We start from the raw sequence: 23,788 nt of genomic DNA, 5'->3' as shown, positions 1-23,788 counted from the left end.
AGAAAAGTGAGGTTTCCTCTCATACAATATTTCTTTATTTTTTGAACGACTATAGAATAAGATTTATTTTTTATTAAGTAAAGTGAATTTAAGAATTTATTGCCCCTATTTCTGTATAATAAATAATCCCAAACTACAAACAGTTTGGGATTATCTTTCTCATTTATTATGCGCATCTAACCACGAAATTAAATCTTTAAATACTTCATCCTTATTTACTTCATGAAACATTTCATGTCTACCATTTTCATATAAACGTAGTGTCACGTCTTTCACACCACATTTTTTATAGTTTTCATATACTTCTTTTACACCTTTCCCCATATCGCCAACAGGATCACGATCACCAGAGAATATATGTATTGGAAGATTCTTTGGCGTCTTCTTGTATTCTTCTAGTTTATTTACTTCTAATACTCCAGAAAATAATTCTCGGTAAAAACTCGTCGTACAAATGAAACCACATAACGGATCCGCAATATATTTATCAACTTGATTATTATCTGAAGATAACCAATCAAATTTTGTACGATTTGGCTTAAAGTTCGAATTGAAGTTTCCGAAAGATAAAAAGTTTAACATTGGACTTTTCGTTTTTGCCCCGCGCAATTTCATTTCGATTGTTGCTACTTTATGACCAATAGCTCCTAAAAGCCCTGGATTTCCACCTGTTCCTGAAATTAGAAATCCATCATATAGTTCACCCCTAAGTTGTACAGCACGTCTTGATAAAAAAGAACCCATACTATGTCCAAGTAAAAACAAAGGACTTGACTGTTCTTCTTTTATCCTTTCTGAAACAAAGATAACATCCGATACAACTTGATTCCACCCTATATTTGGTTCAAAATGACCATAATCTTCTTCTTTTTTTACTGTTTTCCCATGTCCTTTATGATCATGCGCATAAACACCATAACCTGCTTCCAATAAAGCATCTACAAATTCTGTATACACCCCTGCATGCTCTGTCATGCCATGTGCAATCTGAATAATTCCTCTCGGATCTCCTTCTGGTAACCATTTACGCAAATAAATTTCCGATTCATCCAATGCCGTAACGAAACTTTCCTGTACATTCATTTCGTCAGCCCCCAAATTTATTATGTATACCTTTAAGAAAAATGAATATCCATTCACTTTTCTTATTTTATATTATATGTAATTGCTTTCATTATGACAAATGATGTATTTTTCAGACTTGCTTTCAAACTAATCTCTTGACGAACCAAAAATAAAATTATATAGTTACTTACATAAAGTAATTATATAATTTTTAGGAGGTTTCTACTATTATGATGCCATCACTATTTTTAGCACATGGTTCGCCTATGCTCGCTATTCAAGATACAGACTATACACGATTTTTAAAAACACTTGGAGAAACATATAAACCAAAAGCAATTGTTATTTTCACTGCTCACTGGGAAACTGAAGTATTAACGATTTCCTCATCAGATAACGAATATGAAACAATTTATGATTTTGGAGGTTTCCCCCCTGAGTTATACGAAATCAAATATCGTGCGAAAGGCTCTTCTAGCATTGCATCTATGTTAGAAACAAAATTTAGAAACAAAGGTATTCCAGTCCATCATAATATGACCAGAGGTTTAGATCATGGTTCATGGACACTCCTGCACCGCATGTATCCAGAAGCAAATATTCCTGTCGTGCAAATATCAGTAAATCCATTCCTTTCTGCAAAAGAACAATTTGAAATTGGAGAAGCACTTAAAGGACTCGGACAAGAAGATATTTTAGTAATCGGTAGTGGCGTTACCGTTCATAATTTACGAGCACTGAAATGGAATCAAACTACACCTGAAAAATGGGCAATTGAATTTGATGATTGGATTATTAAACATATGCAGAATAACGATAAAGATGCATTGTTTAATTGGGAGAATAATGCTCCTCATGCACAATTAGCCGTACCAAGAGCAGAGCATTTTGTTCCTTTGTTTATTGCAATGGGAAGTGGCGAGAATAGCGGTGAAGTCATTCACCGTAGTTATGAGCTTGGTACATTAAGTTATCTCTGTCTTCGATTTTAAAGAAAAAGGATGAAGCACATGTTGCTTCATCCTTTTTCTTTTTCATTCACTTAGTTAACTAACTTCCAAACGTTGTTTCTCTGATACTTCTTCGTTCTTATTATGAAAATAAACCCAAATACACGCAATAAATAATAGTGATGATGTAGAGAGGAAAACATATTGGAAGCCTGCATGCGCTGCAATTTGTCCCCCGAGCACTGGCCCAATCATATTTCCTAAAAACTGAAACGACTGATTATATCCAAATATTCGTCCCGTAACATGGGTTGGTGTATGTTGTTTTAGTAGAGTTTGTACGGAAGGCAATAATCCTGCTTGTGCGATACCTAATAAAAATCGAAGAATTAATAGTTGCCAAGCTGAGGTTACAAATGCTTGCGGGATAAAAATAATTCCTGCTGCAAATAACGCTACAACTAACGTTTTTTGAGGACCGATATGATCTGATAATCTTCCTAGTCTTGGTGCTGCCAAAATAACTGCTAATCCTGTCGCTGACATAACTGCACCCGCAATTGTTTCAATATGTGCAGTATGAGGACCTACTAAATTTTTCACGTACAATGTAACAATTGGTTGAACTGACATATTAGCAAGTTGAATAATAAATGTTGTTACAAATAAACTAATAATTAAATGCTTCGCTGGGACCATCGTCCATACTTTTTTCGACTGTGTTTTTTTTGCTTGAGCAGAGTGATTTTCTTCATGCAGAAAGAAAAAAACGATGAGAAAGGAAAGGAATAAAAAAGCTCCTGTAACAAGAAAGACATGACGCATTCCAATTAACTCAGACAAATAACCTCCAAGTAACGGGCCAAGTAACGAACCGCTCACACCACCAGTTGAAATTGTGGAAATCGCCCAACCTGAATGTTCTTTCGGAGTTTCTGCTGCAATAAATGTCATCGCTGTTGAAAGGAAACCAGATACTGCTCCCATTAAAAATCTTAGTGCGACTAGTTGATACACATCCGTTACAAATCCCATAAGCGTCATAATAATCGCCATACCAAGGCTAGCACGAATAAGCATCAATTTCCGTCCATGTATATCACCAAGCTTCCCCCATATTGGTGATACGATCGCACCCATTAAAAATGTTACACCAAATGCAAGTCCCGACCACTGTGCAATGCTTGAAGTGCCAGTTACTCCTAATTCCTCAATATAAAAAGATAAGAAAGGAATTACTAAACTCATACCGGCTGCAGTGGTAAAACAACCTAGCCAACAAATCATTAAATTCCGTTTCCAGCTGGCCATTTTCACACCTTCTTTCTTTAGATACCCATTCTACACCCTTTCTTGTAAAAAGTTTAGTAATTTGCTTTATATGTAAGATTTACTACAAAACCCGCTATTTTCTAGTGAAAATCACTACAATCCCACATTTTTTTCATAATAAAACCAACTCCCACTAAATGAAGTTGGTTAATAATCCATTAAACCGTAACCATAAATAATTGAAACAATTACACCCACTACCAATATACCTGGAAGTAAATTTGCCACCTTGATTTTAATAATACTAAGCAAGTTCAATCCAATAGCAGATATCATAATGCCGCCCGTAGCCGTCATCTCCACTATAAATTGGTTCATTAATTCTTTCGGGACAAAACTATTAATTTGTGTTGCAAAAACTGCAATACCACCTTCATATAAAACAACTGGAATCGCCGAAAATACTACGCCAATTCCTAGAGTTGTCGTTAATATAATAGAAATAAATCCATCGATAATCGCCTTTGTAAATAAAATATCATGATTTCCGCGAATCCCACTGTCAAGTGCACCAAGTATCCCCATCGCGCCAATTGCAAAAATTAAAGTAGCTGTTACAAAACCTTCTGATATGCTACCTTTCCCTTTCGATCCAACTTTATTTTCTAGCCAATCCCCTAAATGTTTTAACTTTTCTTCTAATTGTAACCATTCTCCAATTACCGTACCAATCACTAAACTCAGTATGACAACAAGAAAGTTTTCACTTTTTAATGCCATTTGAAGCCCAAGCACAGTAACCGCTAAACCGATTGCGTGCATTATCGTCCCTTTCATACTTTCTGGAATCCTACTAAATAATTTACCAAGTAAAGTACCAAATATAATACAAATCCCATTTACAACTGCTCCTAATATAACCATTTCTCATTCTTCACCCTTCGAATTCTTTATTTCTATATTTTGGTTTATACATTGATTTACAGGTTATCTATATGTTAACTTAATATTGAGAATATTAACAAATGTTTTCCACTACATAACCCGCTATTTTTTGTAACTTTAATTACCTTTAATAGATTCAGTGTTAATTTAATTGCGGGATAATATTAAAAGGGAAGGTATATATGAAAACTTTACTAAAACGATTTTTGTTAATAGCCTTTTTCATTACACCGATTGTTTTATTAATCAATTACTCTTTTATTTCAAAAGCAAAAGACAAACCCGATTTGCAAAACAAATCTAGTAAAACCGCTTCAAAAAGCGAAAAGAAAATAGAAGACCAAGAAATCACACTCACCTTCTCTGGTGATACAATGTTTGATTGGCAATTACGTCCTATAATCGAAAAGAATGGGGCTGATTACCCATTCCAACATGTAAAAGAAGAAATAAAAAAAGCTGATATTTCTTTTGTGAATTTAGAGTCGGCATTTACAACGAAAGAAAAGAAAGCACCTGGGCAACTGTTTTGGATTAAAAGTGATCCATCTACACTACAAGCTATTAAAAACACTGGATATGACATCGTAAATATTGGGAATAACCACACACTTGATTATGGGCAAGATGGATTATTAGATACGATTTCTCACGTAGAAAAATTAAAGTTCCCTTACACTGGAGCCGGAAAAAATGCGAAAGATGCATATACAGCACGAGAAATGACCGTAAAAGGGAAAAAGTTTAAATTTATTTCCTTCGTTCGATTTATGCCTGATTCTAATTGGGTAGCTGGTGAGAATAAACCTGGCGTTGCGAATGGCTATGATTTAAATCTTGTAACAAAAACAATTAAAGAACAAAAACAAGATGCAGACTATTTAATCGTCTATATGCATTGGGGCGTTGAAAAATCAAATCGTCCGGTAGAATACCAAAAGCAATATGTACCTAAAATGGTTGAAGCAGGAGCTAACGCGATTGTCGGAAGCCATCCACATTGGTTACAAGGGTTTGAGTATTATAATAAAGTTCCTATCGCTTACTCATTAGGTAACTTTTTATTCCCAAGTTATGTGAATGGAAAAAGCGCCGAAACTGGCGTATTAACTTTAACTTTTAAAGGAAAGGATGTCCAAATGTCATTCAATCCTTATATCATTCGCAACAACCAAGTTTCCTCTGTAAATGAGGAAGAAAAGAAAAAAGCTCTTCAATATTTACAAACAATTTCAACTGATGTAGAAATTGATGATACAGGGAAAATAAAAAACAAACGAAACTAGACAGCTCAAGATCTATTTCTCTGTAATATACTTTACAGAATAGGTGATAAACATGCTGAAAGACTTATTAGAAAATGTAAGTTTGTTAGAGAACGTTTATAAAATGTCTATAGCAGTTCTACTTTTATGTTCCCTTTATTCTGTGAGACTATTTAAAAAAATAAAGCGAGAGAGAAATCTTACTCCTTTTGAATTTACAATGTATGTAATCATTCGTATTGCGATACTCTTTTGGTTAGCTAGCTTTATTCTTCTTGAATTTAATGAGTACCTAGTTTAACTATAAAAAAGATAGAACAAGCACTATATTCCCTCGCTTGTATCTATCTTTTTTATTTACATTCTAACTCTTTCCTTCTATTAAATAAGCAAATCAAACAAAACAGGGTTTTTATTAAGTTCCATAAATTGAATATTATTTTCTTTAAAGCGAGTAATTAATTGCTCATAATCTTCTTTATGTTTTAATTCTACGCCGACTAATGCTGGACCATTTTCTTTATTATGTTTCTTAATATACTCAAAGCGCGTAATGTCATCTTCTGGTCCTAATCCTTTATCAAGAAATTCTCTTAGCGCACCTGAACGCTGCGGAAATTCAATGATAAAGTAATGTTTCAGTCCTTCATAAATGAGCGAACGCTCTTTCATTTCTTGCATTCTATCAATATCATTATTTCCACCACTTAGCGTACATACAACTGTTTTACCTTTTATTTCATCTCTATATAAATCAAGCGCTGCAATAGAGAGTGCACCAGCCGGTTCAGCTACAATCGCATTTTTCTTATACAGTTCTAAAATCGTCGTACAAACTTTCCCCTCTGGTACTAAAATAATATCGTCAATTACATCTTTACAAGTTTCAAATGTTAACTTTCCTACTTTTTTAACAGCTGCCCCATCAACAAAGCTATCTATTTTCTCCAATGCTACATTTTCATTTTGAAGAAAAGCCTCTTTCATAGATGCAGCTCCCATTGGCTCTACACCAATAACCTTTGTAGTAGGACTAACACCTTTTACATATGTACCAACTCCTGATGCTAATCCACCACCACCGATTGCTGTAAAGATATAATCAACTGATTTCTCCATATCATGCATAATTTCAACTGCCACTGTCCCTTGACCTGCAACAACATACGGATCATCAAACGGATGAACAAATGTCATCTTATTTTCTTCACAATAGCGCTGTGCTTCTTGGAAAGAGCTATCGAATGTATCACCAACTAATACAATCTCTGCGAAATCACCACCGAAAAATTGTACTTGTGATACTTTTTGTTTCGGTGTTGTTGTGGGCATAAATATTTTTGACGTAATCTTCAATAAATTACACGTATAAGCAACTCCTTGCGCGTGATTACCAGCACTTGCGCAAACAACACCGTTTTGTAATTTTTCTTTCGGTAAGCTTTGAATTAAATTGTACGCACCACGAATTTTGAAAGAGCGAATTAATTGTAAGTCTTCTCGTTTTACATAAACGTCACAATCATATTTCTCAGATAAAACTGTATCACGTTGTAACGGTGTTTTAATAACGATATCTTTCAGGCAATTATGAGCCATTAAGATATCTTCAATTTTCACTCTCTCCTTTACCTTTTGCACCATTATATATCATCCTTATCTCTTTTAAATTGGCTCAATCAAAATGTGGGATTTTCAGGACAGCCCCTGTATTCGCCGATGTTACCATTTGTGCATAACGTCCAAGCCAGCCAGTTTTTACTTTCGGTTCTGGTCGTTTCCATTCTTTTTTACGCTTTTCTAATTCCTCATCACTCACCCTTACTTCTAGCAAGCGTTCTTCAACATCAATACATACAATATCCCCTTGTTCAAGAAGTGCAATCATCCCGCCCGCTGCTGCTTCTGGTGAAATATGTCCTACTGAAATTCCACGTGAAGCTCCAGAAAAACGTCCATCTGTTAATAATGCAACCTCAGCACCTAATCCCATTCCAGCAATTGCTGATGTTGGTGCTAACATTTCTGGCATACCAGGGCCACCTCTTGGTCCTTCATAACGAATGACAACTACATCTCCTTTTTTCACTTTCCCAAGCATAATGCCAGCAAGTGCCTCATCTTGTGAATTAAAAATAACGCAAGGTCCTTCAAAACGCTTTACCTCTGTTGCACCGCTTTTAATAACTGCTCCATCTTTCGCAAGGTTGCCTTTTAATATACGCAATCCTCCTTCCTCACTATGAGGGTTTTCGAGAGAGTGAATAACTTCCTTATCTTTAATCTCTGCCTCAGCAATATTTTCTCTTAATGTTTGCCCCGTAGCAGTTATTCGATCAAGATGAAGTACTCCTTCTTTTCGGCTCATCTCTTTCAAAATTGCACTAATCCCGCCCGCACGATCAATATCTTCCATATGCCAATTTGAGGCTGGACTTACTTTACATAAATGAGGTACACGTCTTGAAACTGCATCAATACGGTTCATATCATAATCTAGTCCTGCCTCTTGTGCGAGTGCTAGCGTATGTAATACTGTATTCGTTGATCCACCCATCGCCATATCAAGTGCAAAAGCATCGTCAATTGCTTCTTCCGTTACAATATCACGCGGCTTAATATCTCTTTCAATTAAAATTTTCAATTTCTCTGCTGCTTGTTTAATTAACTCTTCACGTCTTGGATCAATTGCTAAAATACTCCCGTTACCAGGAAGAGCTAAACCTAACACTTCACATAAACAATTCATAGAGTTCGCGGTAAACATACCCGAACAAGAGCCACAAGATGGACAGCCATGATCTTCAATATCTTTTAATTCTTCTTCTGAAATTTTCCCAGATTGATAAGCTCCTACTCCTTCAAAAACGGAACTCAGATCAACAACTTCTCCTTTAGATGTTTTTCCTGCTGCCATCGGGCCGCCTGAAACAAATACAGTCGGAATATTAATACGTAGTGCCGCCATCATCATACCTGGTGTAATTTTGTCACAGTTTGGGATACAAATCATGCCGTCAAACCAGTGTGCATTTACAACCGTTTCTACTGAATCTGCAATTATTTCACGACTCGGAAGAGAATAACGCATACCGATATGTCCCATCGCAATACCATCGTCAACTCCAATTGTATTGAATTCGAATGGTACCATACCTGCCGCACGAACTGCCTCTTTTACAAGTTTCCCAAACTCGTTCAAGTGTTTATGCCCTGGAATAATTTCAATAAAAGAATTACAAATCGCTATGAATGGTTTGTCAAAATCTTCATCTTTCAAACCAGTTGCTTTTAATAAACTACGGTGCGGCGCTTTATCAAAACCTTTTTTAATCATGTCACTTCTCATCTTGTCAAATCCCCTCTTACATATTTTTCATTTATACTCTCTTACTCTATTTCTTTACTAATTCTTTCGGTGCATGAATCCAGCTCATCATTTCACGAAGCTCTGCTCCCACTTTTTCTAATTGATGATTTTGTTCTGCTTTTTTCATTGCGTTATACGTCGGACGCCCTGCTTGATTTTCTAAAATCCATTTCTTCGCAAATTCACCTTGCTGAATTTCTGTAAGAACACGCTTCATTTCCTTCTTCGTTTCATCTGTAACAATTCTCAATCCTGTTACATAATCTCCAAACTCTGCCGTATCTGAAATAGAATGGCGCATATTCGTTAATCCACCTTCGTACATTAAGTCAACAATTAGCTTTAATTCATGCAAACATTCAAAGTATGCAATTTCAGGACGATATCCACCTTCCGTTAACGTTTCGAACCCGGCCTTCACAAGTGCAGTTACCCCGCCGCAAAGTACAGCTTGCTCACCGAATAAATCCGTTTCGGTTTCTTCTTGGAATGTCGTTTCAATTACACCCGCACGTGTACAACCTACACCTTTTGCATACGCTAATGCTACATGTAGCGCTGTTCCCGTCGCATCTTGATGCACTGCGACTAATGCCGGAACACCATTTCCTTCTTGATATACACGGCGAACGAGATGACCTGGACTTTTTGGCGCGACCATCGCTACATCTACGTAACTTGGCGGATTAATTTGTCCGAAGTGAATGTTAAATCCATGTGAGAAAAGTAACATTTGTCCTTCACGAAGATTCTCTTCTACCTCTGCTTTATACACATGAGCTTGCTGTTCATCTGGCAATAACATTTGTACAACTTGTGCGGTTCGAACCGCTTCTGAAACAGACATTACTTCAAATCCATCCGCTTTCGCTACTTCATACGACTTACCAGGACGAACACCAACTACAACCTCTACACCAGAATCACGTAAATTTTGTGCTTGCGCATGACCTTGTGATCCATAACCAACTACTGCAACAGTTTTTCCTTGTAACAACTCTACATTTGCATCTTTTTCATAATATGTTTTCATATTCCATACACTCCTTATAATTTATTTACTTGCAGAACATCAATTAATTTTTTCAACTGACTAACAAGTAATGTCGCTTCATTTTCAGTACAAACTGCTGTGAGTTTCATTTCAGAAACACCACTAGTATCTCTTTCTTTTAAATGTAAAGAAGAAATATAATAACCACGCCGAGCAAAAATCCCACTTATACGTAATAAGACGCTTGGCTCGTTATGAATAACGAGTGAAAAAGTATGACTCATTCTTCCCACCTCTTCATAATCATTTCGTTATTCCCTTTGTTTGGCGGAACCATCGGAAATACGTTTTCACCTTCTTCTACACAAAAATCAACTACGACAGGACCTTCGTGAGCAAATGCTTCTAACATCACTTGTTTTGCCTCGGTTGAATTTGTTGCTCTTAATCCCTTTACTCCATAAGCTTCTGCTACTTTCACAAAATCTGGTGATCCAATTTTTGATTCTGATAAACGATTTTCATAAAACATTTCTTGCCATTGCCTTACCATCCCTAAAAATTTGTTATTTATGATAAATACTTTTACAGGGATGTTATTTTCAGCAATTGTTTGTAGTTCTTGAATGTTCATTTGAAAAGAAGCGTCACCTGCAATACAAATGACAAGTTCTTCTTTTTTAGCTAGCTGAGCACCAATTGCTGCTGGAAAACCAAACCCCATTGTTCCTAATCCTCCAGAGGTAAGGAACGTCCGAGGTTTTCTTGCTTTATAGAAGTGAGCAGCCCACATTTGATGCTGACCTACTTCTGTTGTGACAATCGCTTCACCATTCGTTAATTCACTTACTAAGTTGATCACATGCTGTGGTTTTAACTCATATTCTTTTTGCTTATAAGAAAGTGGATATTCTTCTTTCCATGTCTTTACTTTCTGAAGCCATTCGTCTGTTTGTGTATAAATAGACATATGTAACAGCATGTGTAACGCTTTTTTTACATCACCAACAATCGGATGCTCTACAGTTACATTTTTATGAAACTCAGAAGGATCAATATCAATATGTACTTTTTTCGAGTGCGGAGAAAAAAGTTCTAATTTTCCTGTTACACGATCATCGAAGCGAACACCTAATGCAAGTAGTAAATCACATTCTGTTACCGCCATATTAGCAGCGTATGTCCCATGCATACCAAGCATCCCTAGAAACAATGGATCTCCCGGTGGATATGCACCAAGTCCCATTAAAGTTGAAACGACTGGAATACGGTTCTCCCTTGCGAATTCGAAGAGTTCATCGGATCCACCTGAATGAATGACACCTCCTCCAATATAAAGAAGTGGACGCTTTGATTTTGAAATTGCTTTAGCCACCTCTCTAAGTTTCATGCTGTCTGGTACAAGTTCTGGTTTGTACCCCGGAATATCAACTTCTTCACTAAAGAAACTGGTGACTTTTGCATTTTGAACATCTTTTGGAATATCAATTAATACTGGTCCCGGGCGCCCGCTTTTGGCGATGTAAAAAGCTTCTTGCACAATTCGTGATACATGATTCACATCACGAACCTGGTAATTATGCTTCGTAACAGGTACTGTAATTCCGACAACATCCGCTTCTTGAAATCCATCTTTACCAATTAAAGGCGTTGCAACTTGCCCGGTAATGACAACTAAAGGAATCGAATCCATATAAGCGTCTGCTAAACCCGTAACTAAATTTGTCGCCCCTGGGCCAGAGGTAGCAAAGACTACCCCGACCTTTCCAGAAGCTCTCGCATATCCTTCAGCCGCATGAATGGCAGCTTGTTCATGACGAGTTAAAACATGTTTCAAACCACTTTCGTATAAAGCATCGTATATTGGCAAGATTGCTCCGCCCGGATAGCCGAAAATGGTCGTTACACCTAATCTCTTTAAACATTGAATCACATGTCCAGCGCCTGTCATTTCTTCATACTGTAATTTCTCATACGCTGTATACTGCTGCTTCATTTCCATTAACTCCTCTCCTTATTTACGCTAAGCTTTCCGTCAGCCCGGGAACACGTACTCCTCTTTCTCTCGTTAATTTTTTAAATTCTTCGGTCAATTGTTTCGTTACACTTCCTGGTTTCCCATCTCCAATTTCTCTGGAATCAACTTTTACAACTGGAATTAACTCCGCTGCTGTTCCTGTTAAAAATACTTCATCCGCTACATATACATCATGGCGAGTCAATGGTCTTTCCTCACACGGAATATTCAGTCGTTCACATAGCTCGATAACACTATTTCTCGTAATACCTTCTAATGCTCCTAAATAGGATGGCGGGGTTAGCACTTTTCCATCTTTCACAACGAAAACATTATCGCCAGAACCTTCACAAACATATCCTTGTTGATTTAACATAAGAGCCTCTAACACTCCTGCTTGTGCTGCTTCAATTTTTACAAGTACGTTATTTAAATAATTCATTGACTTAATACGTGGATCTAACGCATCTGGCGTATTACGTCTTGATGCAACAGATACAACACTTAGCCCATTATCATAAAATTCTTGTGGGAATAACTTTAATTGTTCTGCAATGATAATTACGCTCGGCTTCACACAACTTCTCGGATCGAGCCCTAAGTCACCTTTTCCTCTTGAGACAATTAAGCGAATGTAAGCATCAGCGTATTCATTTTTTTGGAGTGTATGTAAAACTGCTTCTTCCATTTCTTCTACCGTCATTGGAATTGTTAGTAAAATAGATTTCGCTGATTCATATAATCGTTTCACATGTTCTTTTAAACAAAATACATTTCCTCCGTAACTACGAATCCCTTCAAATACACCGTCTCCGTATAAAAAACCATGATCATACACTGAAACAACTGCCTTTTCTTTTTCTACAAATTCCCCATTCATGTAAATATACTGGTTTCCCATCTCACATCGCTCCTCTTTTTTCTCTATTTTTTGCAATCTATTTCTACATCGATTGCTGAGATGAGTATTTTTAACAGAATATTCAGTATATAAACCTTAAAAATATACTCGTCTCAACAATCGATTACTTACATACTTGTAGCAATCCATTGCTGAGACGAGGGAATCGTGGTACCACTCAGCTTCCTTATACTTCTCACGAAATATAAGCTCTGCAAGTCCAATTAGACTTTTGTTTTTCTATCGGGAACAACCCCGCTACTTTTTACTAGTTTTCAAAAGTAGTGCTCCAAGGTGATTTTCAATGAGTGAATTGTTACCACCCTCACAGCCTCGGGGCAGCTCTCTGAAACAATCTTTATCATTTACTCTCCTCTTCTACGCATTCTCTTCTTCTATTTTTAAAAATAAAAACTCTCGCCTCAGCAATCAACTACTACAATTTAGTAGCTTTGATTGCTGAGGCGAGAGTTTCGCGTTACCACTCAGCTTCCTTATACTTCTCACGAAATATAAGCTTTGTAGGTCCAATCAGACCTCCGTCCTTTTACCGGAGACGATGCCGCCGCCCTCTACTCAGTTTCCCTTTCGCAAGCGATGCTCCGAGGTGATCTTCAATGATTCGATTGTTACTACCCTCACAGCCTTGGAGTAGCTCTCTGAAACGATCATAATCATCTACTTTCCTCTTCTTTGCATATACAACATATAAAGTTAGAAAATTCTTAATTAACTTTTATTTGTTACACGTATTATAGGACGTTGTTCTTTTCCTTGTCAACATGTTTTTTCAAAAAAATCAAAATTAATTCTATTTATTTTTTCTCAAATCAAAATTGGAATGCATTACTTACATACACTCATATATTACTTAAGTATGTTTGCATTACTACATAAAGAAAAACTTATAAAGTTTATGAGGAGATGAGGAAACTATGTTAAAAGGGAAAGTAGCGTTAGTTACAGGAGCAAGTCGAGGAATTGGACGAGCAATCGCTAAACGTTTAGCAAATGACGGTGCATTGGTTGCTGTTCATTACGGTAATCGAAAAGATGACGCTGAAGAAACTGTTCATGAAATTCAATCAAATGGTGGCCAAGCTTTTTCTATCGGCGCAAATTTAGAATCCTTACACGGTGTAGAAAACCTTTATAAAGCTTTAGATACTGAATTACAAAAGCGCACTGGTGAAATACAATTTGATATTTTAATAAACAATGCTGGCATTGGTCCTGGTGCTTTTATTGAAGAAACGACTGAACAATTTTTTGATAGAATGGTTTCAGTAAATGCAAAAGCTCCATTCTTTATCATTCAACTAGCACTACCACGTTTACGTGACAATAGCCGAATTATTAATATTTCATCCGCTGCCACCCGCATTTCTTTACCTGATTTTGTTGCATATAGTATGACGAAAGGCGCTATTAATACAATGACTTTTACGCTAGCAAAACAGCTTGGAGCACGAGGAATAACGGTGAATGCAATACTTCCAGGATTTATCAAAACAGATATGAATGCAGAACTCTTGAGCGACCCAATGATGAAGCAGTACGCTACTACTATTTCCGCTTTCAATCGCTTAGGTGAAGTAGAAGACATTGCCGATACTGCTGCATTCCTTGCTTCTCCAGACAGCCGCTGGGTTACTGGACAATTAATTGATGTGAGCGGAGGATCTTGTTTATAAAAAACATATATTTTCAAATCTTTTTTATTGCGCAATAAAACAATTTATATAATACTATATAAAACATATACATTTAGGAGGATTACAGCAATGTCCGAAAAAACATACGAACTCGCAACCTTCGCAGGCGGTTGCTTTTGGTGCATGGTAAAACCATTTGATGAACTTCCTGGTATTCATAAAGTACTTTCTGGCTATGCAGGAGGTCATGTAGAAAACCCAACATATGAACAAGTAAAAGCTGGAACATCTGGACATTTAGAAGTTGTTCAAATTACATTCGATCCTTCTATTTTTCCTTATCAGAAATTACTAGACTTATATTGGCCACAAATCGACCCAACTGATGATGGCGGACAATTTTTTGACCGTGGTCCATCTTATCGTACCGCTATTTTTTATCATAACGAAACACAAAAAGGGCTTGCTGAAAAATCAAAACAAGCTCTTGCAGAAAGCGGTATGTTTAAAGATCCAATCGTGACTGAAATTCGTCCTGCTGCACCTTTTTACGAAGCAGAGGAATACCACCAACATTTCTATAAAAAGAATCCAGAGAAATATGCTACTGAGCAAAAGGAATCTGGTCGTGAAGACTTTATAAAAGAAAATTGGCAAAAAAAATAATAAAAACGCATCGTGCTTTTTGAGTACGATGCGTTTTTATTTTTGATAAAAGTACCATACAATTAATAGAACAATTGCTGTTAGTGACCAAAGTACTATCTCGTTTTTCACTCTATTCTTTTTCTTAGTCACTTCATTCCCTCCTAATAACTATTAAACATATTCAATTTTTTCTTTGTTTAATTGTCCATCTTATATACGTGAATACATCCTTACAAATTCTAATAGCAAGACCACCAATAATTCCGATTGCAATGGAAATTACTAGCATCTGTCCAAAACTAAAAGAATTTGTGTACATTATGTAGAGAACGATACATATAAGTAAAACATCCGGTAAAGAAAGTAAAAACCTTTTAAGCATTCCTTTATCTCCTCTATACTTTTTAATTTATATCTTCTACTGTAATTTTGAAATAAAATTTGTTCAAAAATTCCATTTACACCCTCATTTTATGAAAAATAATAAGAATCCCTTTTCAAAAGAGATTCTTATTCAGCAGATTTAAGTTTAATTATTTTCTACATATCCTATTCCATAATTACTCCTAAAATAGAATAATATTACTAATGATTTATTGTAAATTGACTATTTGCCAGGCAACCGAATGTCGCGCCAGCTGCCTACATCGCATTGGCCAAATTCATTATTACCTACCGCGATCACCGTGCCGTCTGATTTTAGTCCGACTGTATGTGCACAACCAGCCGCTATCGCTACAATATCTCTCCAATCACTTACGTTACATTGACCATACTCATTCCAACCCACTGCCACCACGGTACCGTTTGATTTAAGTCCGATTGTATGATTCGTACCAGCCGCTATTGCTACAATATCTCGCCAGCCACTTACATCACACTGGTTATGTTTATCATTCCCCACTGCTGTCACCGTACCGTCTCGTTTAAGACCAACAGTATGAAGATACCCAGCCTTGACCGCTACAATACCTCGCCAGCTCCTTACATTGCATTGACCATATCGATTATTCCCCACAGTCGTCAATGTGCCGTCCAATTTAAGACCGACTGTATGCCAGTCACCCGCTGTGACTGCCACAATACCTTGCCAACTGCTTACATTGCATTCTCCTTCTTTATTTCGGCCCACCGCTACTACCGTGCCATCCGATTTCAGGCCAATAGTACGACGCCACCCTGCCGCAACCGCTACAATATTATGCCAATCGTTTACATCACATTGTTCATGCTTATTCCAACCCACTGCTACCGCAGTACTGTCACATGTAAGACCGATTGTATGAGCATTACCCGTGTTCGTTGCCATATGAACATTGCCCACTGCGACTGCTTCAATATCTCGCCAGCCACTTACATTACATTCCCCTTCTTTATTCCGGCCCACCGCTACTACCGTGCCATCCGATTTCAGGCCAACTGTATGACAACGCCCCGCCGCTATCGTATCTTTAGGCCATCGTTTCACTTTTTCTTTCGATAAAAGGTAATCCATGTTTTACCTCCTTGCATATAAGCAACTGTATCATAATAGATATTTTTATCAAATTTCATTATAAATCTACATTTACAAAGAAAGCTTATTTTACTTCTTCAAAAAATAAAAACCTCCAGTTTAAATACTAGAGGTTTTCTCGTTATTTCTTCAAGCGTTCAATAAAATCGTTCAATTTATCTAGCGATTTCATATTCTGATTGCAAGCTACACCATCTTTGCAAATGTAGTTTCCCTTTTTAACGAAAGTTCCTGGTACATCGCCTTTAATTTCAACTAAAAACATTCCTACTTCTTCATGTCCATGACATAACGAACAAATGCTTTTTTTATTTAAACTTTGGAACGTTCCTTGCAGACCAACAAATTTATTTTTATCATTTTTCGCTATAATAAATTTCCTGCTTGACCCCTTATCAATCCAGCTTAAATAAGATATTTCTTTCATATCCATTTCTTCCATATCAGGAAGTTTTAACTTTTTCGCTTTAGGAAATAATTTTTTTAATGTTTGTGCTGTAACTTCTTGAAACGGAATTACATACGGATTTATTTTCATTAAAAATGATTCTGCATCTTCTCTATTTTGAACTGTTAATACCGTATCAATTAACTCTTTCTGTTCATCCGTTAAATTCTCAAATACATGTATTATCTTTTCAATCGCAAGCGATTTTAACGCTTGAATTACACCTCTATCATTTGCCGTTGCATGCCCGTTTGCTAAAATATAAGCTTGTGATTTTATAAAATTATATTGATCACTTCTAATAAACGCTTCCATCTTTATCACTCCATACAAATTGTTGATCTAGTTTTATTGTATACAATGATTACGTTTTTTGATATGTAAAAGATAACTTAGAAACAAACATTACATATATCACTTATTCTCTACCGCTGCATTTCCTGACAAAAGAAGCCATCATCTGTTTTCCATTCCGCATATAATACGTCTTCAAATTTAGTAATTCCTTTTTGCTTTATTTGTTTATAAAGCCATCCTTCATCAAATCCCGCTTCCCTCAAATTATCCTTAACTACTTTTCCATCACTAATTAATGAAATTGGTAAGTATACAGGCTTATGTTTTAAACTTAAATCATTTATAGTAGGAGATTCGTATTTACTTTTTTTCAGAACGCTTATGTTTCCGTTCGGTTCCAATATCATATATTCAACTTCTCGGATTGAAAATATATCTTTTTGTTGCCTAAGCATTTGTTGTAATTGGTTTATATCCAAATGATTTACGCTTAATTGTTCACGATCAATCTTTCCGTTACGAATAATAATTGAAGGATATCCTTCAAAAAACCTTCTTGTTCCTCTTACTTTTTGTGTTATCACTTCTATAGTATAAATTAAAATTACCCAAACAAATACTGAATATAAAATAGACCATACTTTAATTTTAGGATCATATATTGAATTTCCAACGAGCTCACCTAGGACGATTGCAGAAATAAAATCAAATGGCGTTAGCTGAGATATTTGTGTTTTCCCTAATATTTTTGTAGCAATTAATAGAACAAAAAAACCAACTAAAAGCTCTATCGTTATTTGTCCAATATGATTCATATATGTTCACCTTTCTACTTTTCAAGTGCTCTGTATACCATTTAATAAAAAAACGGCACATTTTTTCTATTATCATGCCCGTTCACACCTCATATATCCAATACACATAAAACAAAAAGAGTCTGATTCAAAGTAATATATGAATCAGACTCTTTTCCTCTTATTTAGAATACACAATCTTTTTAATCGTTTCCCCAGAAAGAAAATATTCTTCTGCAAGTTGATGAATAGCAATCCCACTTTTAAACGCTTCTTTAATTGCTTTATTTCTTTCATCTAGTTGTTTTCTTCCGCCAGATCGTGTACCCCATTTATAATGTTTCGTTTCTTGTTTCGGAATGTAAATTGTTTCACCTTGTATATACTTTTGAATTTCAGTAATTAAACTCTCTGGTAAAACAGCATTAGCTTTTACGTATTTCATTTCTGCTCGCCCCTTATTTTTTATGGTTCATTTCAATAAGGTGCAAAGCCAAATATAAAAAATGATACGAGCTCATATAGGCGATTGTATATTACTTGTCTACCTCACGCAAAGTATCGCCATTTCCATACTTGGCTTTGCATGAGACGTTGCAGTGTCTGGCAATTGAATTATAATCGCCATATAAACACCTCCTAATATACCTTTTGCATTTTATTATATGATAAATTCCTTCTCCTTGCATCCACACCCTTCTTAAAGCACGAAATTACTTAGTTTGATATAATACTTTTTAACTGAATTAAAAATCATTGTGAGGTTACATTATGAAGAAAAAAATTATCATTACAATCGTTACACTATTCTTTATTATCACGGCATTATTCGGAACATACAAATTGATGAACGCAAGAAGCTTTCAATTATTTGGAGCTTTAACACAACGCGTAGAAACAAATGAAAAAGTGATTGCTTTAACTTTTGATGATGGCCCTACTAACAATGTAAAACAAATATTACCGCTACTAGATAAATACAACGCTAAAGCTACTTTCTTTTTAATTGGAAATGAATTAGAGCAAAATTTATCGTTAGGAGAAGCTATCGCGCAATCTGGGCACCAACTTGGAAACCATACATATTCTCATAATAGAATGGTTTTCAAAACACCTTCTTTTATTAAAGATGAAATAGAAAAAACGAATTCATTAATCCGCCAAACAGGATTTACAGACAAAATTGATTTTAGGCCCCCTAACGGAAAAAAATTAATTGGACTACCCTATTATTTAAATAAAAATAATATCGAAACCATTATATGGGATCTTGAGCCCGATACTTTTTATAAATCTGCAGCTGATAAAATTGAATATATTAATAAAAATGTAAAACCAGGTTCTATCATTTTACTGCATTCTATGTATGATGAGTCTAATGAAAATTTTAAAACGATTGAAGGTATTTTAGATTCTTTATCTAAGAAGGGCTATCAGTTCGTAACAGTAAATGAATTGCAAAAAAGAGCAAAATAAAAAGGTAGCGTATCTATGTATGATACGCTACCTTTCTTTTTATATAATGCCAAGTACATTTAAGAATACGATAATAATCGCAATTGGTGCGATATAACGAAGTAAGAATAACCATAATACGAATAGTTTATAACCTTTATTTTTACTTACACCTAGCTCTTTCATTAATACATCTTTCTTCATTTTTAAAGGAACAAAGATAGAAACTAATAATACACCAAGTGGCATTAAAACGTTACTTACTGCATAGTCCGCTAAATCAAAGACTGTCTTTCCGAAAATCTTCAGATCACTTAATATACCGAATGATAATGCTGATGGTACCCCAACAACGAAGATTAATAACCCTACGATTAAGGCCATTTTTTCACGTTTCCCTTTACCTTTTGATGTTAACGATGCAACACTAATTTCTAACATCGAAATTGCTGATGTAATCGTAGCGAAGAAGAATAGTAATAAGAAAACAATGAAGAATAATTTTCCGAACGCCATTTTACTGAAAATAGCTGGCAACACGATAAATAATAGTCCCGGCCCTTGAGATGGTTCCATTCCAAATGCGAACACAACTGGGAAAATTGCAAGTCCTGCAAGTAATGTAATAACAAGAGTTAAGGCTACGATAGAAAATGCTGAACGTGGTAAGCTTTCTTCTTTCGGTAAGTATGAGCTATACGTTACCATAACGGCTACCCCGACAGATAATGAGAAGAACGATTGCCCCATTGCGTATAATATAACTTCTGATGTTACATGTGAGAAATCAGGTTGTAAGAAGAAACGAACGCCTTCTCCAGCACCATCTAATGTAAGTGCACGAACGATTAATACAAAGAATAAAACGAATAATGCTGGCATGAAATATTTATTTACTTTTTCAACACCATTTTGTACACCTTTACTTACGATGAAAATAGTAATAAGGATGAATAATAGCTGTGATCCAACTGCTAAATATGGATTGGAAATGATTTCACCAAACGTAGCTTCGTATGCTCCATTTCCTTCCCATAGTCTACCTGTAATTGCATTCCATAAATATAATAAAATCCAGCCTCCTACAACACTGTAGAAAGAAAGTAATATGAAACATGTTACAATTCCTAATTTACCTAACCAAGGCCATAACGTTTTAGGAGCAATCTCTCTATATGCATCGACAGCCTCTTTTTGTGTACTTCTTCCAATAACAAATTCAGCTAATAATAGCGGTAAACCAATTAATAATGTGAAACCGATGAAAATTAGGAAGAACGCTCCGCCTCCTCCAATGCCGGCCATATATGGGAATTTCCAAATCGCTCCAAGACCAATTGCCGAACCTGCTGCAGCTAATACGAAACCTAATTTCGATGTCCATTGCTGTGAATTCATTTGTTAATCTCCTCTCTATCTCTTTTTCTTTGTTACAATTCGGTATTTATATTGTTCTATCAATACTCTTTTCTAATACGTTCACTTCCTCCCTAATAAAAAAACGTCCCTACGTAAATACGTAGGGACGACAAAAATATCGCGGTACCACCCTAGTTGTGAAGAACACTAAGAAACCACCTAAATAAAAACGCCCCTACGCAAAAACGTAGGGACGATAAAATATCGCGGTACCACCCTAGTTATGAAGACACACCAAAGTTAGGACCTAAATAAAAAACGTCCCTACGTAAATACGTAGGGACGATAAATATCGCGGTACCACCCTAGTTGTGAAAAAATCTTCACCACTTTATTTGATAACGGTATAAACTACCGTCTTTCATTTCCTCATAATGCGAGATTTATGAAAGATGCTCCAGGACGAACTTCATGAATAATCTATATACTGATTCACACCAACCATCAGCTCTCTGAAATAGGGAGATATTCACTACTATACCCTTTCATTGCCCAAATATTATTTTCCGAATTGATTACTATCATTTTTATCACACATTAAAAATAGTGTCAACTTATATTTCGAATTTTTATGTATTACAATCTATTTCAAAATTCGAAATATAAGTTTTTAGTTTAGAAAACAAGTGGATTAGTACATAACGAATTCTAACAGGCAATAGAAAAAGAATTACGTATTATTGATACTTATTCAATAATACAAATCATCTAGAAACATAACCTGTCTCTCTGTATTAATTTTTTAAGAGTTTGATGGATACCAAGAAAATTTCGCATCACTATCCAGTGGTCTATTTTTCGTTTCTTCTTTAATTACACGAAACCATTCACTTAGAATTTGAGTTTTGGGCAATTGAGCAGCAAGGTTATCTTCCCAAATTATATGTGAAAACCAGGCTTTCGTTTCCCATTCAAACTGCAATTGCGCAAACGAAATTATAGGGTGATCAGCTTCATGAAATTGCTCATTTACTGCATTTGAAACTTCTGGAGCTTGCGGTAACAACTCGTTCTGAATTCTATTTCTTATCGTCTCATTTTCTAGCTGATCCCAGAAATACAATTGCCCATTTATTTGATAGAAAATATCAAATGAAGCCTCACCTTTCTTCAAATTCAATAATACGAAGGCACGTTCTACATCATTGTCAGCCGCCTTTACAGCATTAACAATTATATTTTGTGCCATTGATACCCAGTAACTAGTCGCTTCCTCTATCGGTGATTCAACATACAATTCTTCACTTAATTCATGAAGAGTGGCTTCTTGCTCATTTACTTTTTCAACTTTTTTAAAAAACCTATTAAAAAAACCCATAACTTCCCCCTTATTACTGTTTTCTATTTCACAAAATAAAAAATAGATTTTTCTTGCTCATCCACATTTACTCCTGGCGCGTATGTATGAACTTGTTGCAACACTTCTTCTATTAGCAACTCTAACTCCTGCACACTATTTTCTGGACTCCCTATTAATGTGTCCGCCATACGTTCATATAAATTTTCAGGTTTAATAGTCATTCGTTCCACATTATTAGGCATCCATTTAAACGCTGGATGATGTACATACATTTTATTCAAACCAAATAAAACACCGAATACGTTCCTTTGTACTTCGCAAATAACATCATAAAGCATAAGCCAATCTTTCCGTTTTAAAAGCGCCTTTCGATTGTGCCAACGATTACTTAACCATAGATTTTCTGAAATCATTCGTTTTACTAGTTCATCTGGATATACCACTACTCTATCTTTTAATTCATTCACTTTCTCTTCTCCATACAAACTAACACCATCATGAACGGATGATACAATACATTGTTTTTCATAACTTATATCATATTGATCCATCACATCCGAAATCACTTTCTCTACTGTCTCTGTTAAAAAGTTACTAATCTCTAATTTAATTCCCTCTTTCGTTAAATACGTTTCCGACCATTCTTCTTCCTCATACGGATAATACGATAATATTGTCCCATCAATATGATGAATAGGGGCCCTACGATCCTCATCTTCTGGCGGTGTTGACCATAAAATATGTAATTCTATATCTGAATGTTCATCTTCAAGCTTTCTAGCTACTGAACCCGCTAAAATAATGGCTTCTACTTTCGGATTTTGCCTATAGATCTCTGACATCTCTATTGCTTTCTCTTTTAATCCCATTTCATTTCCCCCTAAAATTGCAGTAATCCCCTATATTTCATTTATCTATTTCGATATTACAGCTTGCATTACCTTTTCAAATTCCTACTACATCATATTTCTATCCAAAAGCGCTGAATAACTTCACCAGTACGAGAAGAAACTATTTCATTTTCTAACACACCGCCAACCTTTTGAATCGTTTTAGCAGAACCGATATTGGATTTATCACAAGTTATTAATACTTTCTGCAATCCTAATTTTTGTGCTTCAGCTAATGCAAGTTGTAATTGTTTCGTAGCGTAACCGTGGCGACGTTTATTTGGATGGACACTATATCCAATATGACCGCTTTCCCGTAATAATTCTGGATTTAATCTATGTCTAATATTCACAAAACCTATAAGTTCCTCTTTTTCAAAACTTAAAAACTGACTAGATGGCACTCGATTAGCTAGTAAATTTTCTCCTAGTTCTTGTTTACTCACTTTTTCAAACCATTCATCAAGAGAATCAAAGTTTTGTAAAGAACTACTTCCATGTGGTTGTTCCCCTGAGTGTAAAAACGCGTGTCTATACGCTGTAATATGCTCACTATATTCATGGGTTGGTTTTAATAGTTTCATTGT

Annotated in this window: 24 protein-coding genes and 2 other annotated features; of the genes, 6 read left to right on the top strand and 18 right to left on the bottom strand. The window is 35.6% G+C overall.

Features of this window, described 5'->3' with window-relative positions:
- Nucleotides 1-159: 159 nt before the first annotated feature.
- On the bottom strand, nt 160-1,083 hold the full coding sequence (locus AC1Q8M_RS05285; RefSeq protein ID WP_065228626.1) for an alpha/beta fold hydrolase: 924 nt from the start codon (nt 1,081-1,083) through the stop codon (nt 160-162).
- A gap of 212 nt (nt 1,084-1,295) precedes the next feature.
- On the opposite strand from AC1Q8M_RS05285, the gene AC1Q8M_RS05280 reads away from it, so the two are divergent.
- Nucleotides 1,296-2,057, top strand: a complete 762-nt coding sequence (locus AC1Q8M_RS05280; protein ID WP_016513025.1) for a DODA-type extradiol aromatic ring-opening family dioxygenase — start codon at nt 1,296-1,298, stop codon at nt 2,055-2,057.
- A gap of 54 nt (nt 2,058-2,111) precedes the next feature.
- On the opposite strand, the gene AC1Q8M_RS05275 is transcribed toward AC1Q8M_RS05280, so the two are convergent.
- Nucleotides 2,112-3,326, bottom strand: a complete 1,215-nt coding sequence (locus AC1Q8M_RS05275) for a multidrug efflux MFS transporter (protein ID WP_098353397.1) — start codon at nt 3,324-3,326, stop codon at nt 2,112-2,114.
- Nucleotides 3,327-3,494: 168 nt separating this feature from the next.
- Nucleotides 3,495-4,211 carry a DUF554 domain-containing protein gene (locus AC1Q8M_RS05270; protein ID WP_000236031.1) on the bottom strand — a complete coding sequence of 239 codons (717 nt, stop codon included), beginning with the start codon at nt 4,209-4,211 and terminating at the stop codon, nt 3,495-3,497.
- A 203-nt stretch (nt 4,212-4,414) separates the two neighbouring features.
- Here AC1Q8M_RS05270 and AC1Q8M_RS05265 point away from each other — a divergent pair, with 203 nt between their 5' ends.
- A complete protein-coding gene (locus AC1Q8M_RS05265) occupies nt 4,415-5,518 on the top strand; it encodes a CapA family protein (RefSeq protein WP_000854543.1) in 1,104 nt (367 codons plus the stop codon).
- Nucleotides 5,519-5,570: 52 nt separating this feature from the next.
- Nucleotides 5,571-5,798: a hypothetical protein gene (locus tag AC1Q8M_RS05260; RefSeq protein ID WP_016513026.1), complete on the top strand. Its 228-nt coding sequence runs from the start codon at nt 5,571-5,573 to the stop codon at nt 5,796-5,798.
- A gap of 80 nt (nt 5,799-5,878) precedes the next feature.
- Here the strand turns inward: AC1Q8M_RS05260 and ilvA are convergent, their stop codons facing one another.
- From ilvA to ilvE, 6 genes are read right to left on the bottom strand one after another with little or no spacing between them, the layout of a single operon-like run.
- Nucleotides 5,879-7,141: a threonine ammonia-lyase IlvA gene (gene ilvA, locus AC1Q8M_RS05255; RefSeq protein WP_000250319.1), complete on the bottom strand. Its 1,263-nt coding sequence runs from the start codon at nt 7,139-7,141 to the stop codon at nt 5,879-5,881.
- 31 nt (nt 7,142-7,172) lie between these two features.
- The gene (ilvD, locus tag AC1Q8M_RS05250; RefSeq protein ID WP_001255814.1) at nt 7,173-8,846 is read right to left on the bottom strand and encodes a dihydroxy-acid dehydratase; all 1,674 of its coding nucleotides are present in this window, start codon (nt 8,844-8,846) and stop codon (nt 7,173-7,175) included.
- Between the two features lie 46 nt (nt 8,847-8,892).
- The gene (locus tag AC1Q8M_RS05245) at nt 8,893-9,900 is read right to left on the bottom strand and encodes a ketol-acid reductoisomerase (protein ID WP_098353395.1); all 1,008 of its coding nucleotides are present in this window, start codon (nt 9,898-9,900) and stop codon (nt 8,893-8,895) included.
- Between the two features lie 14 nt (nt 9,901-9,914).
- Complete coding sequence (locus AC1Q8M_RS05240) at nt 9,915-10,145, bottom strand: ACT domain-containing protein (protein ID WP_000019909.1); 231 nt, start codon at nt 10,143-10,145, stop codon at nt 9,915-9,917.
- Nucleotides 10,142-11,857, bottom strand: coding sequence for an acetolactate synthase large subunit (ilvB, locus tag AC1Q8M_RS05235; RefSeq protein WP_141532474.1), 1,716 nt, complete (start codon nt 11,855-11,857; stop codon nt 10,142-10,144). Before ilvB ends, AC1Q8M_RS05240 begins: the two co-directional genes overlap by 4 nt.
- A gap of 22 nt (nt 11,858-11,879) precedes the next feature.
- Nucleotides 11,880-12,779, bottom strand: a complete 900-nt coding sequence (ilvE, locus tag AC1Q8M_RS05230) for a branched-chain-amino-acid transaminase (protein WP_044306975.1) — start codon at nt 12,777-12,779, stop codon at nt 11,880-11,882.
- Nucleotides 12,780-12,929: 150 nt separating this feature from the next.
- Nucleotides 12,930-13,169, bottom strand: a binding site (T-box leader).
- A 545-nt stretch (nt 13,170-13,714) separates the two neighbouring features.
- Here ilvE and AC1Q8M_RS05225 point away from each other — a divergent pair.
- Together AC1Q8M_RS05225 and msrA are read left to right on the top strand one after the other, a co-directional pair.
- On the top strand, nt 13,715-14,473 hold the full coding sequence (locus AC1Q8M_RS05225; protein WP_000911801.1) for an SDR family oxidoreductase: 759 nt from the start codon (nt 13,715-13,717) through the stop codon (nt 14,471-14,473).
- 90 nt (nt 14,474-14,563) lie between these two features.
- Nucleotides 14,564-15,100, top strand: a complete 537-nt coding sequence (gene msrA, locus AC1Q8M_RS05220) for a peptide-methionine (S)-S-oxide reductase MsrA (protein ID WP_001291883.1) — start codon at nt 14,564-14,566, stop codon at nt 15,098-15,100.
- A 163-nt stretch (nt 15,101-15,263) separates the two neighbouring features.
- Here the strand turns inward: msrA and AC1Q8M_RS05215 are convergent, their stop codons facing one another.
- The 5 genes from AC1Q8M_RS05215 to AC1Q8M_RS05195 all read right to left on the bottom strand — a co-directional run bounded on the left by AC1Q8M_RS05215 (nt 15,264) and on the right by AC1Q8M_RS05195 (nt 18,582).
- Nucleotides 15,264-15,464: a hypothetical protein gene (locus AC1Q8M_RS05215; RefSeq protein WP_000919314.1), complete on the bottom strand. Its 201-nt coding sequence runs from the start codon at nt 15,462-15,464 to the stop codon at nt 15,264-15,266.
- A gap of 225 nt (nt 15,465-15,689) precedes the next feature.
- Nucleotides 15,690-16,577 carry an RCC1 domain-containing protein gene (locus tag AC1Q8M_RS05210; RefSeq protein WP_098365957.1) on the bottom strand — a complete coding sequence of 296 codons (888 nt, stop codon included), beginning with the start codon at nt 16,575-16,577 and terminating at the stop codon, nt 15,690-15,692.
- Nucleotides 16,578-16,719: 142 nt separating this feature from the next.
- Nucleotides 16,720-17,361: a FusB/FusC family EF-G-binding protein gene (locus AC1Q8M_RS05205; RefSeq protein WP_000387074.1), complete on the bottom strand. Its 642-nt coding sequence runs from the start codon at nt 17,359-17,361 to the stop codon at nt 16,720-16,722.
- 110 nt (nt 17,362-17,471) lie between these two features.
- The gene (locus tag AC1Q8M_RS05200) at nt 17,472-18,158 is read right to left on the bottom strand and encodes a DUF421 domain-containing protein (protein ID WP_001015543.1); all 687 of its coding nucleotides are present in this window, start codon (nt 18,156-18,158) and stop codon (nt 17,472-17,474) included.
- 160 nt (nt 18,159-18,318) lie between these two features.
- Nucleotides 18,319-18,582 carry a CD3324 family protein gene (locus tag AC1Q8M_RS05195; RefSeq protein ID WP_000878325.1) on the bottom strand — a complete coding sequence of 88 codons (264 nt, stop codon included), beginning with the start codon at nt 18,580-18,582 and terminating at the stop codon, nt 18,319-18,321.
- Nucleotides 18,583-18,908: 326 nt separating this feature from the next.
- On the opposite strand from AC1Q8M_RS05195, the gene AC1Q8M_RS05190 reads away from it, so the two are divergent.
- Nucleotides 18,909-19,613 carry a polysaccharide deacetylase family protein gene (locus AC1Q8M_RS05190; protein ID WP_098353384.1) on the top strand — a complete coding sequence of 235 codons (705 nt, stop codon included), beginning with the start codon at nt 18,909-18,911 and terminating at the stop codon, nt 19,611-19,613.
- A gap of 39 nt (nt 19,614-19,652) precedes the next feature.
- On the opposite strand, the gene AC1Q8M_RS05185 is transcribed toward AC1Q8M_RS05190, so the two are convergent.
- The 4 genes from AC1Q8M_RS05185 to AC1Q8M_RS05170 all read right to left on the bottom strand — a co-directional run bounded on the left by AC1Q8M_RS05185 (nt 19,653) and on the right by AC1Q8M_RS05170 (nt 23,785).
- Nucleotides 19,653-20,990, bottom strand: coding sequence for a sodium-dependent transporter (locus tag AC1Q8M_RS05185; protein WP_001088187.1), 1,338 nt, complete (start codon nt 20,988-20,990; stop codon nt 19,653-19,655).
- A gap of 296 nt (nt 20,991-21,286) precedes the next feature.
- Nucleotides 21,287-21,509 (bottom strand) — a binding site (T-box leader).
- A 244-nt stretch (nt 21,510-21,753) separates the two neighbouring features.
- Complete coding sequence (locus AC1Q8M_RS05180) at nt 21,754-22,329, bottom strand: hypothetical protein (RefSeq protein ID WP_098855580.1); 576 nt, start codon at nt 22,327-22,329, stop codon at nt 21,754-21,756.
- Nucleotides 22,330-22,352: 23 nt separating this feature from the next.
- The gene (locus AC1Q8M_RS05175; protein WP_098365958.1) at nt 22,353-23,180 is read right to left on the bottom strand and encodes a DUF4037 domain-containing protein; all 828 of its coding nucleotides are present in this window, start codon (nt 23,178-23,180) and stop codon (nt 22,353-22,355) included.
- Between the two features lie 92 nt (nt 23,181-23,272).
- Nucleotides 23,273-23,785: a GNAT family N-acetyltransferase gene (locus AC1Q8M_RS05170; protein ID WP_000771301.1), complete on the bottom strand. Its 513-nt coding sequence runs from the start codon at nt 23,783-23,785 to the stop codon at nt 23,273-23,275.
- Nucleotides 23,786-23,788 lie beyond the last annotated feature (3 nt).

It is taken from the genome of Bacillus sp. GW823-FHT06A10 (assembly GCF_058795375.1).
This window is presented reverse-complemented; position numbering and strand designations above follow the sequence as displayed.

Excerpts from the sequence above, each read along its gene's own strand:
- msrA (WP_001291883.1), top strand. The coding sequence starts at position 14,564 with ATGTCCGAAAAAACATACGAACTCGCAACCTTCGCAGGCGGTTGCTTT.
- ilvB (WP_141532474.1), bottom strand. The coding sequence starts at position 11,857 with ATGAAGCAGCAGTATACAGCGTATGAGAAATTACAGTATGAAGAAATG.
- AC1Q8M_RS05180 (WP_098855580.1), bottom strand. The coding sequence starts at position 22,329 with ATGGGTTTTTTTAATAGGTTTTTTAAAAAAGTTGAAAAAGTAAATGAG.
- AC1Q8M_RS05270 (WP_000236031.1), bottom strand. The coding sequence starts at position 4,211 with ATGGTTATATTAGGAGCAGTTGTAAATGGGATTTGTATTATATTTGGT.
- AC1Q8M_RS05225 (WP_000911801.1), top strand. The coding sequence starts at position 13,715 with ATGTTAAAAGGGAAAGTAGCGTTAGTTACAGGAGCAAGTCGAGGAATT.
- AC1Q8M_RS05240 (WP_000019909.1), bottom strand. The coding sequence starts at position 10,145 with ATGAGTCATACTTTTTCACTCGTTATTCATAACGAGCCAAGCGTCTTA.
- ilvE (WP_044306975.1), bottom strand. The coding sequence starts at position 12,779 with ATGGGAAACCAGTATATTTACATGAATGGGGAATTTGTAGAAAAAGAA.
- ilvA (WP_000250319.1), bottom strand. The coding sequence starts at position 7,141 with ATGGTGCAAAAGGTAAAGGAGAGAGTGAAAATTGAAGATATCTTAATG.
- AC1Q8M_RS05190 (WP_098353384.1), top strand. The coding sequence starts at position 18,909 with ATGAAGAAAAAAATTATCATTACAATCGTTACACTATTCTTTATTATC.
- AC1Q8M_RS05285 (WP_065228626.1), bottom strand. The coding sequence starts at position 1,083 with ATGAATGTACAGGAAAGTTTCGTTACGGCATTGGATGAATCGGAAATT.
- AC1Q8M_RS05185 (WP_001088187.1), bottom strand. The coding sequence starts at position 20,990 with ATGAATTCACAGCAATGGACATCGAAATTAGGTTTCGTATTAGCTGCA.
- AC1Q8M_RS05195 (WP_000878325.1), bottom strand. The coding sequence starts at position 18,582 with ATGAAATACGTAAAAGCTAATGCTGTTTTACCAGAGAGTTTAATTACT.
- ilvD (WP_001255814.1), bottom strand. The coding sequence starts at position 8,846 with ATGAGAAGTGACATGATTAAAAAAGGTTTTGATAAAGCGCCGCACCGT.
- AC1Q8M_RS05205 (WP_000387074.1), bottom strand. The coding sequence starts at position 17,361 with ATGGAAGCGTTTATTAGAAGTGATCAATATAATTTTATAAAATCACAA.
- AC1Q8M_RS05200 (WP_001015543.1), bottom strand. The coding sequence starts at position 18,158 with ATGAATCATATTGGACAAATAACGATAGAGCTTTTAGTTGGTTTTTTT.
- AC1Q8M_RS05175 (WP_098365958.1), bottom strand. The coding sequence starts at position 23,180 with ATGGGATTAAAAGAGAAAGCAATAGAGATGTCAGAGATCTATAGGCAA.
- AC1Q8M_RS05245 (WP_098353395.1), bottom strand. The coding sequence starts at position 9,900 with ATGAAAACATATTATGAAAAAGATGCAAATGTAGAGTTGTTACAAGGA.
- AC1Q8M_RS05280 (WP_016513025.1), top strand. The coding sequence starts at position 1,296 with ATGATGCCATCACTATTTTTAGCACATGGTTCGCCTATGCTCGCTATT.
- AC1Q8M_RS05215 (WP_000919314.1), bottom strand. The coding sequence starts at position 15,464 with ATGCTTAAAAGGTTTTTACTTTCTTTACCGGATGTTTTACTTATATGT.
- AC1Q8M_RS05275 (WP_098353397.1), bottom strand. The coding sequence starts at position 3,326 with ATGGCCAGCTGGAAACGGAATTTAATGATTTGTTGGCTAGGTTGTTTT.
- AC1Q8M_RS05265 (WP_000854543.1), top strand. The coding sequence starts at position 4,415 with ATGAAAACTTTACTAAAACGATTTTTGTTAATAGCCTTTTTCATTACA.
- AC1Q8M_RS05210 (WP_098365957.1), bottom strand. The coding sequence starts at position 16,577 with ATGGATTACCTTTTATCGAAAGAAAAAGTGAAACGATGGCCTAAAGAT.
- AC1Q8M_RS05260 (WP_016513026.1), top strand. The coding sequence starts at position 5,571 with ATGCTGAAAGACTTATTAGAAAATGTAAGTTTGTTAGAGAACGTTTAT.
- AC1Q8M_RS05170 (WP_000771301.1), bottom strand. The coding sequence starts at position 23,785 with ATGAAACTATTAAAACCAACCCATGAATATAGTGAGCATATTACAGCG.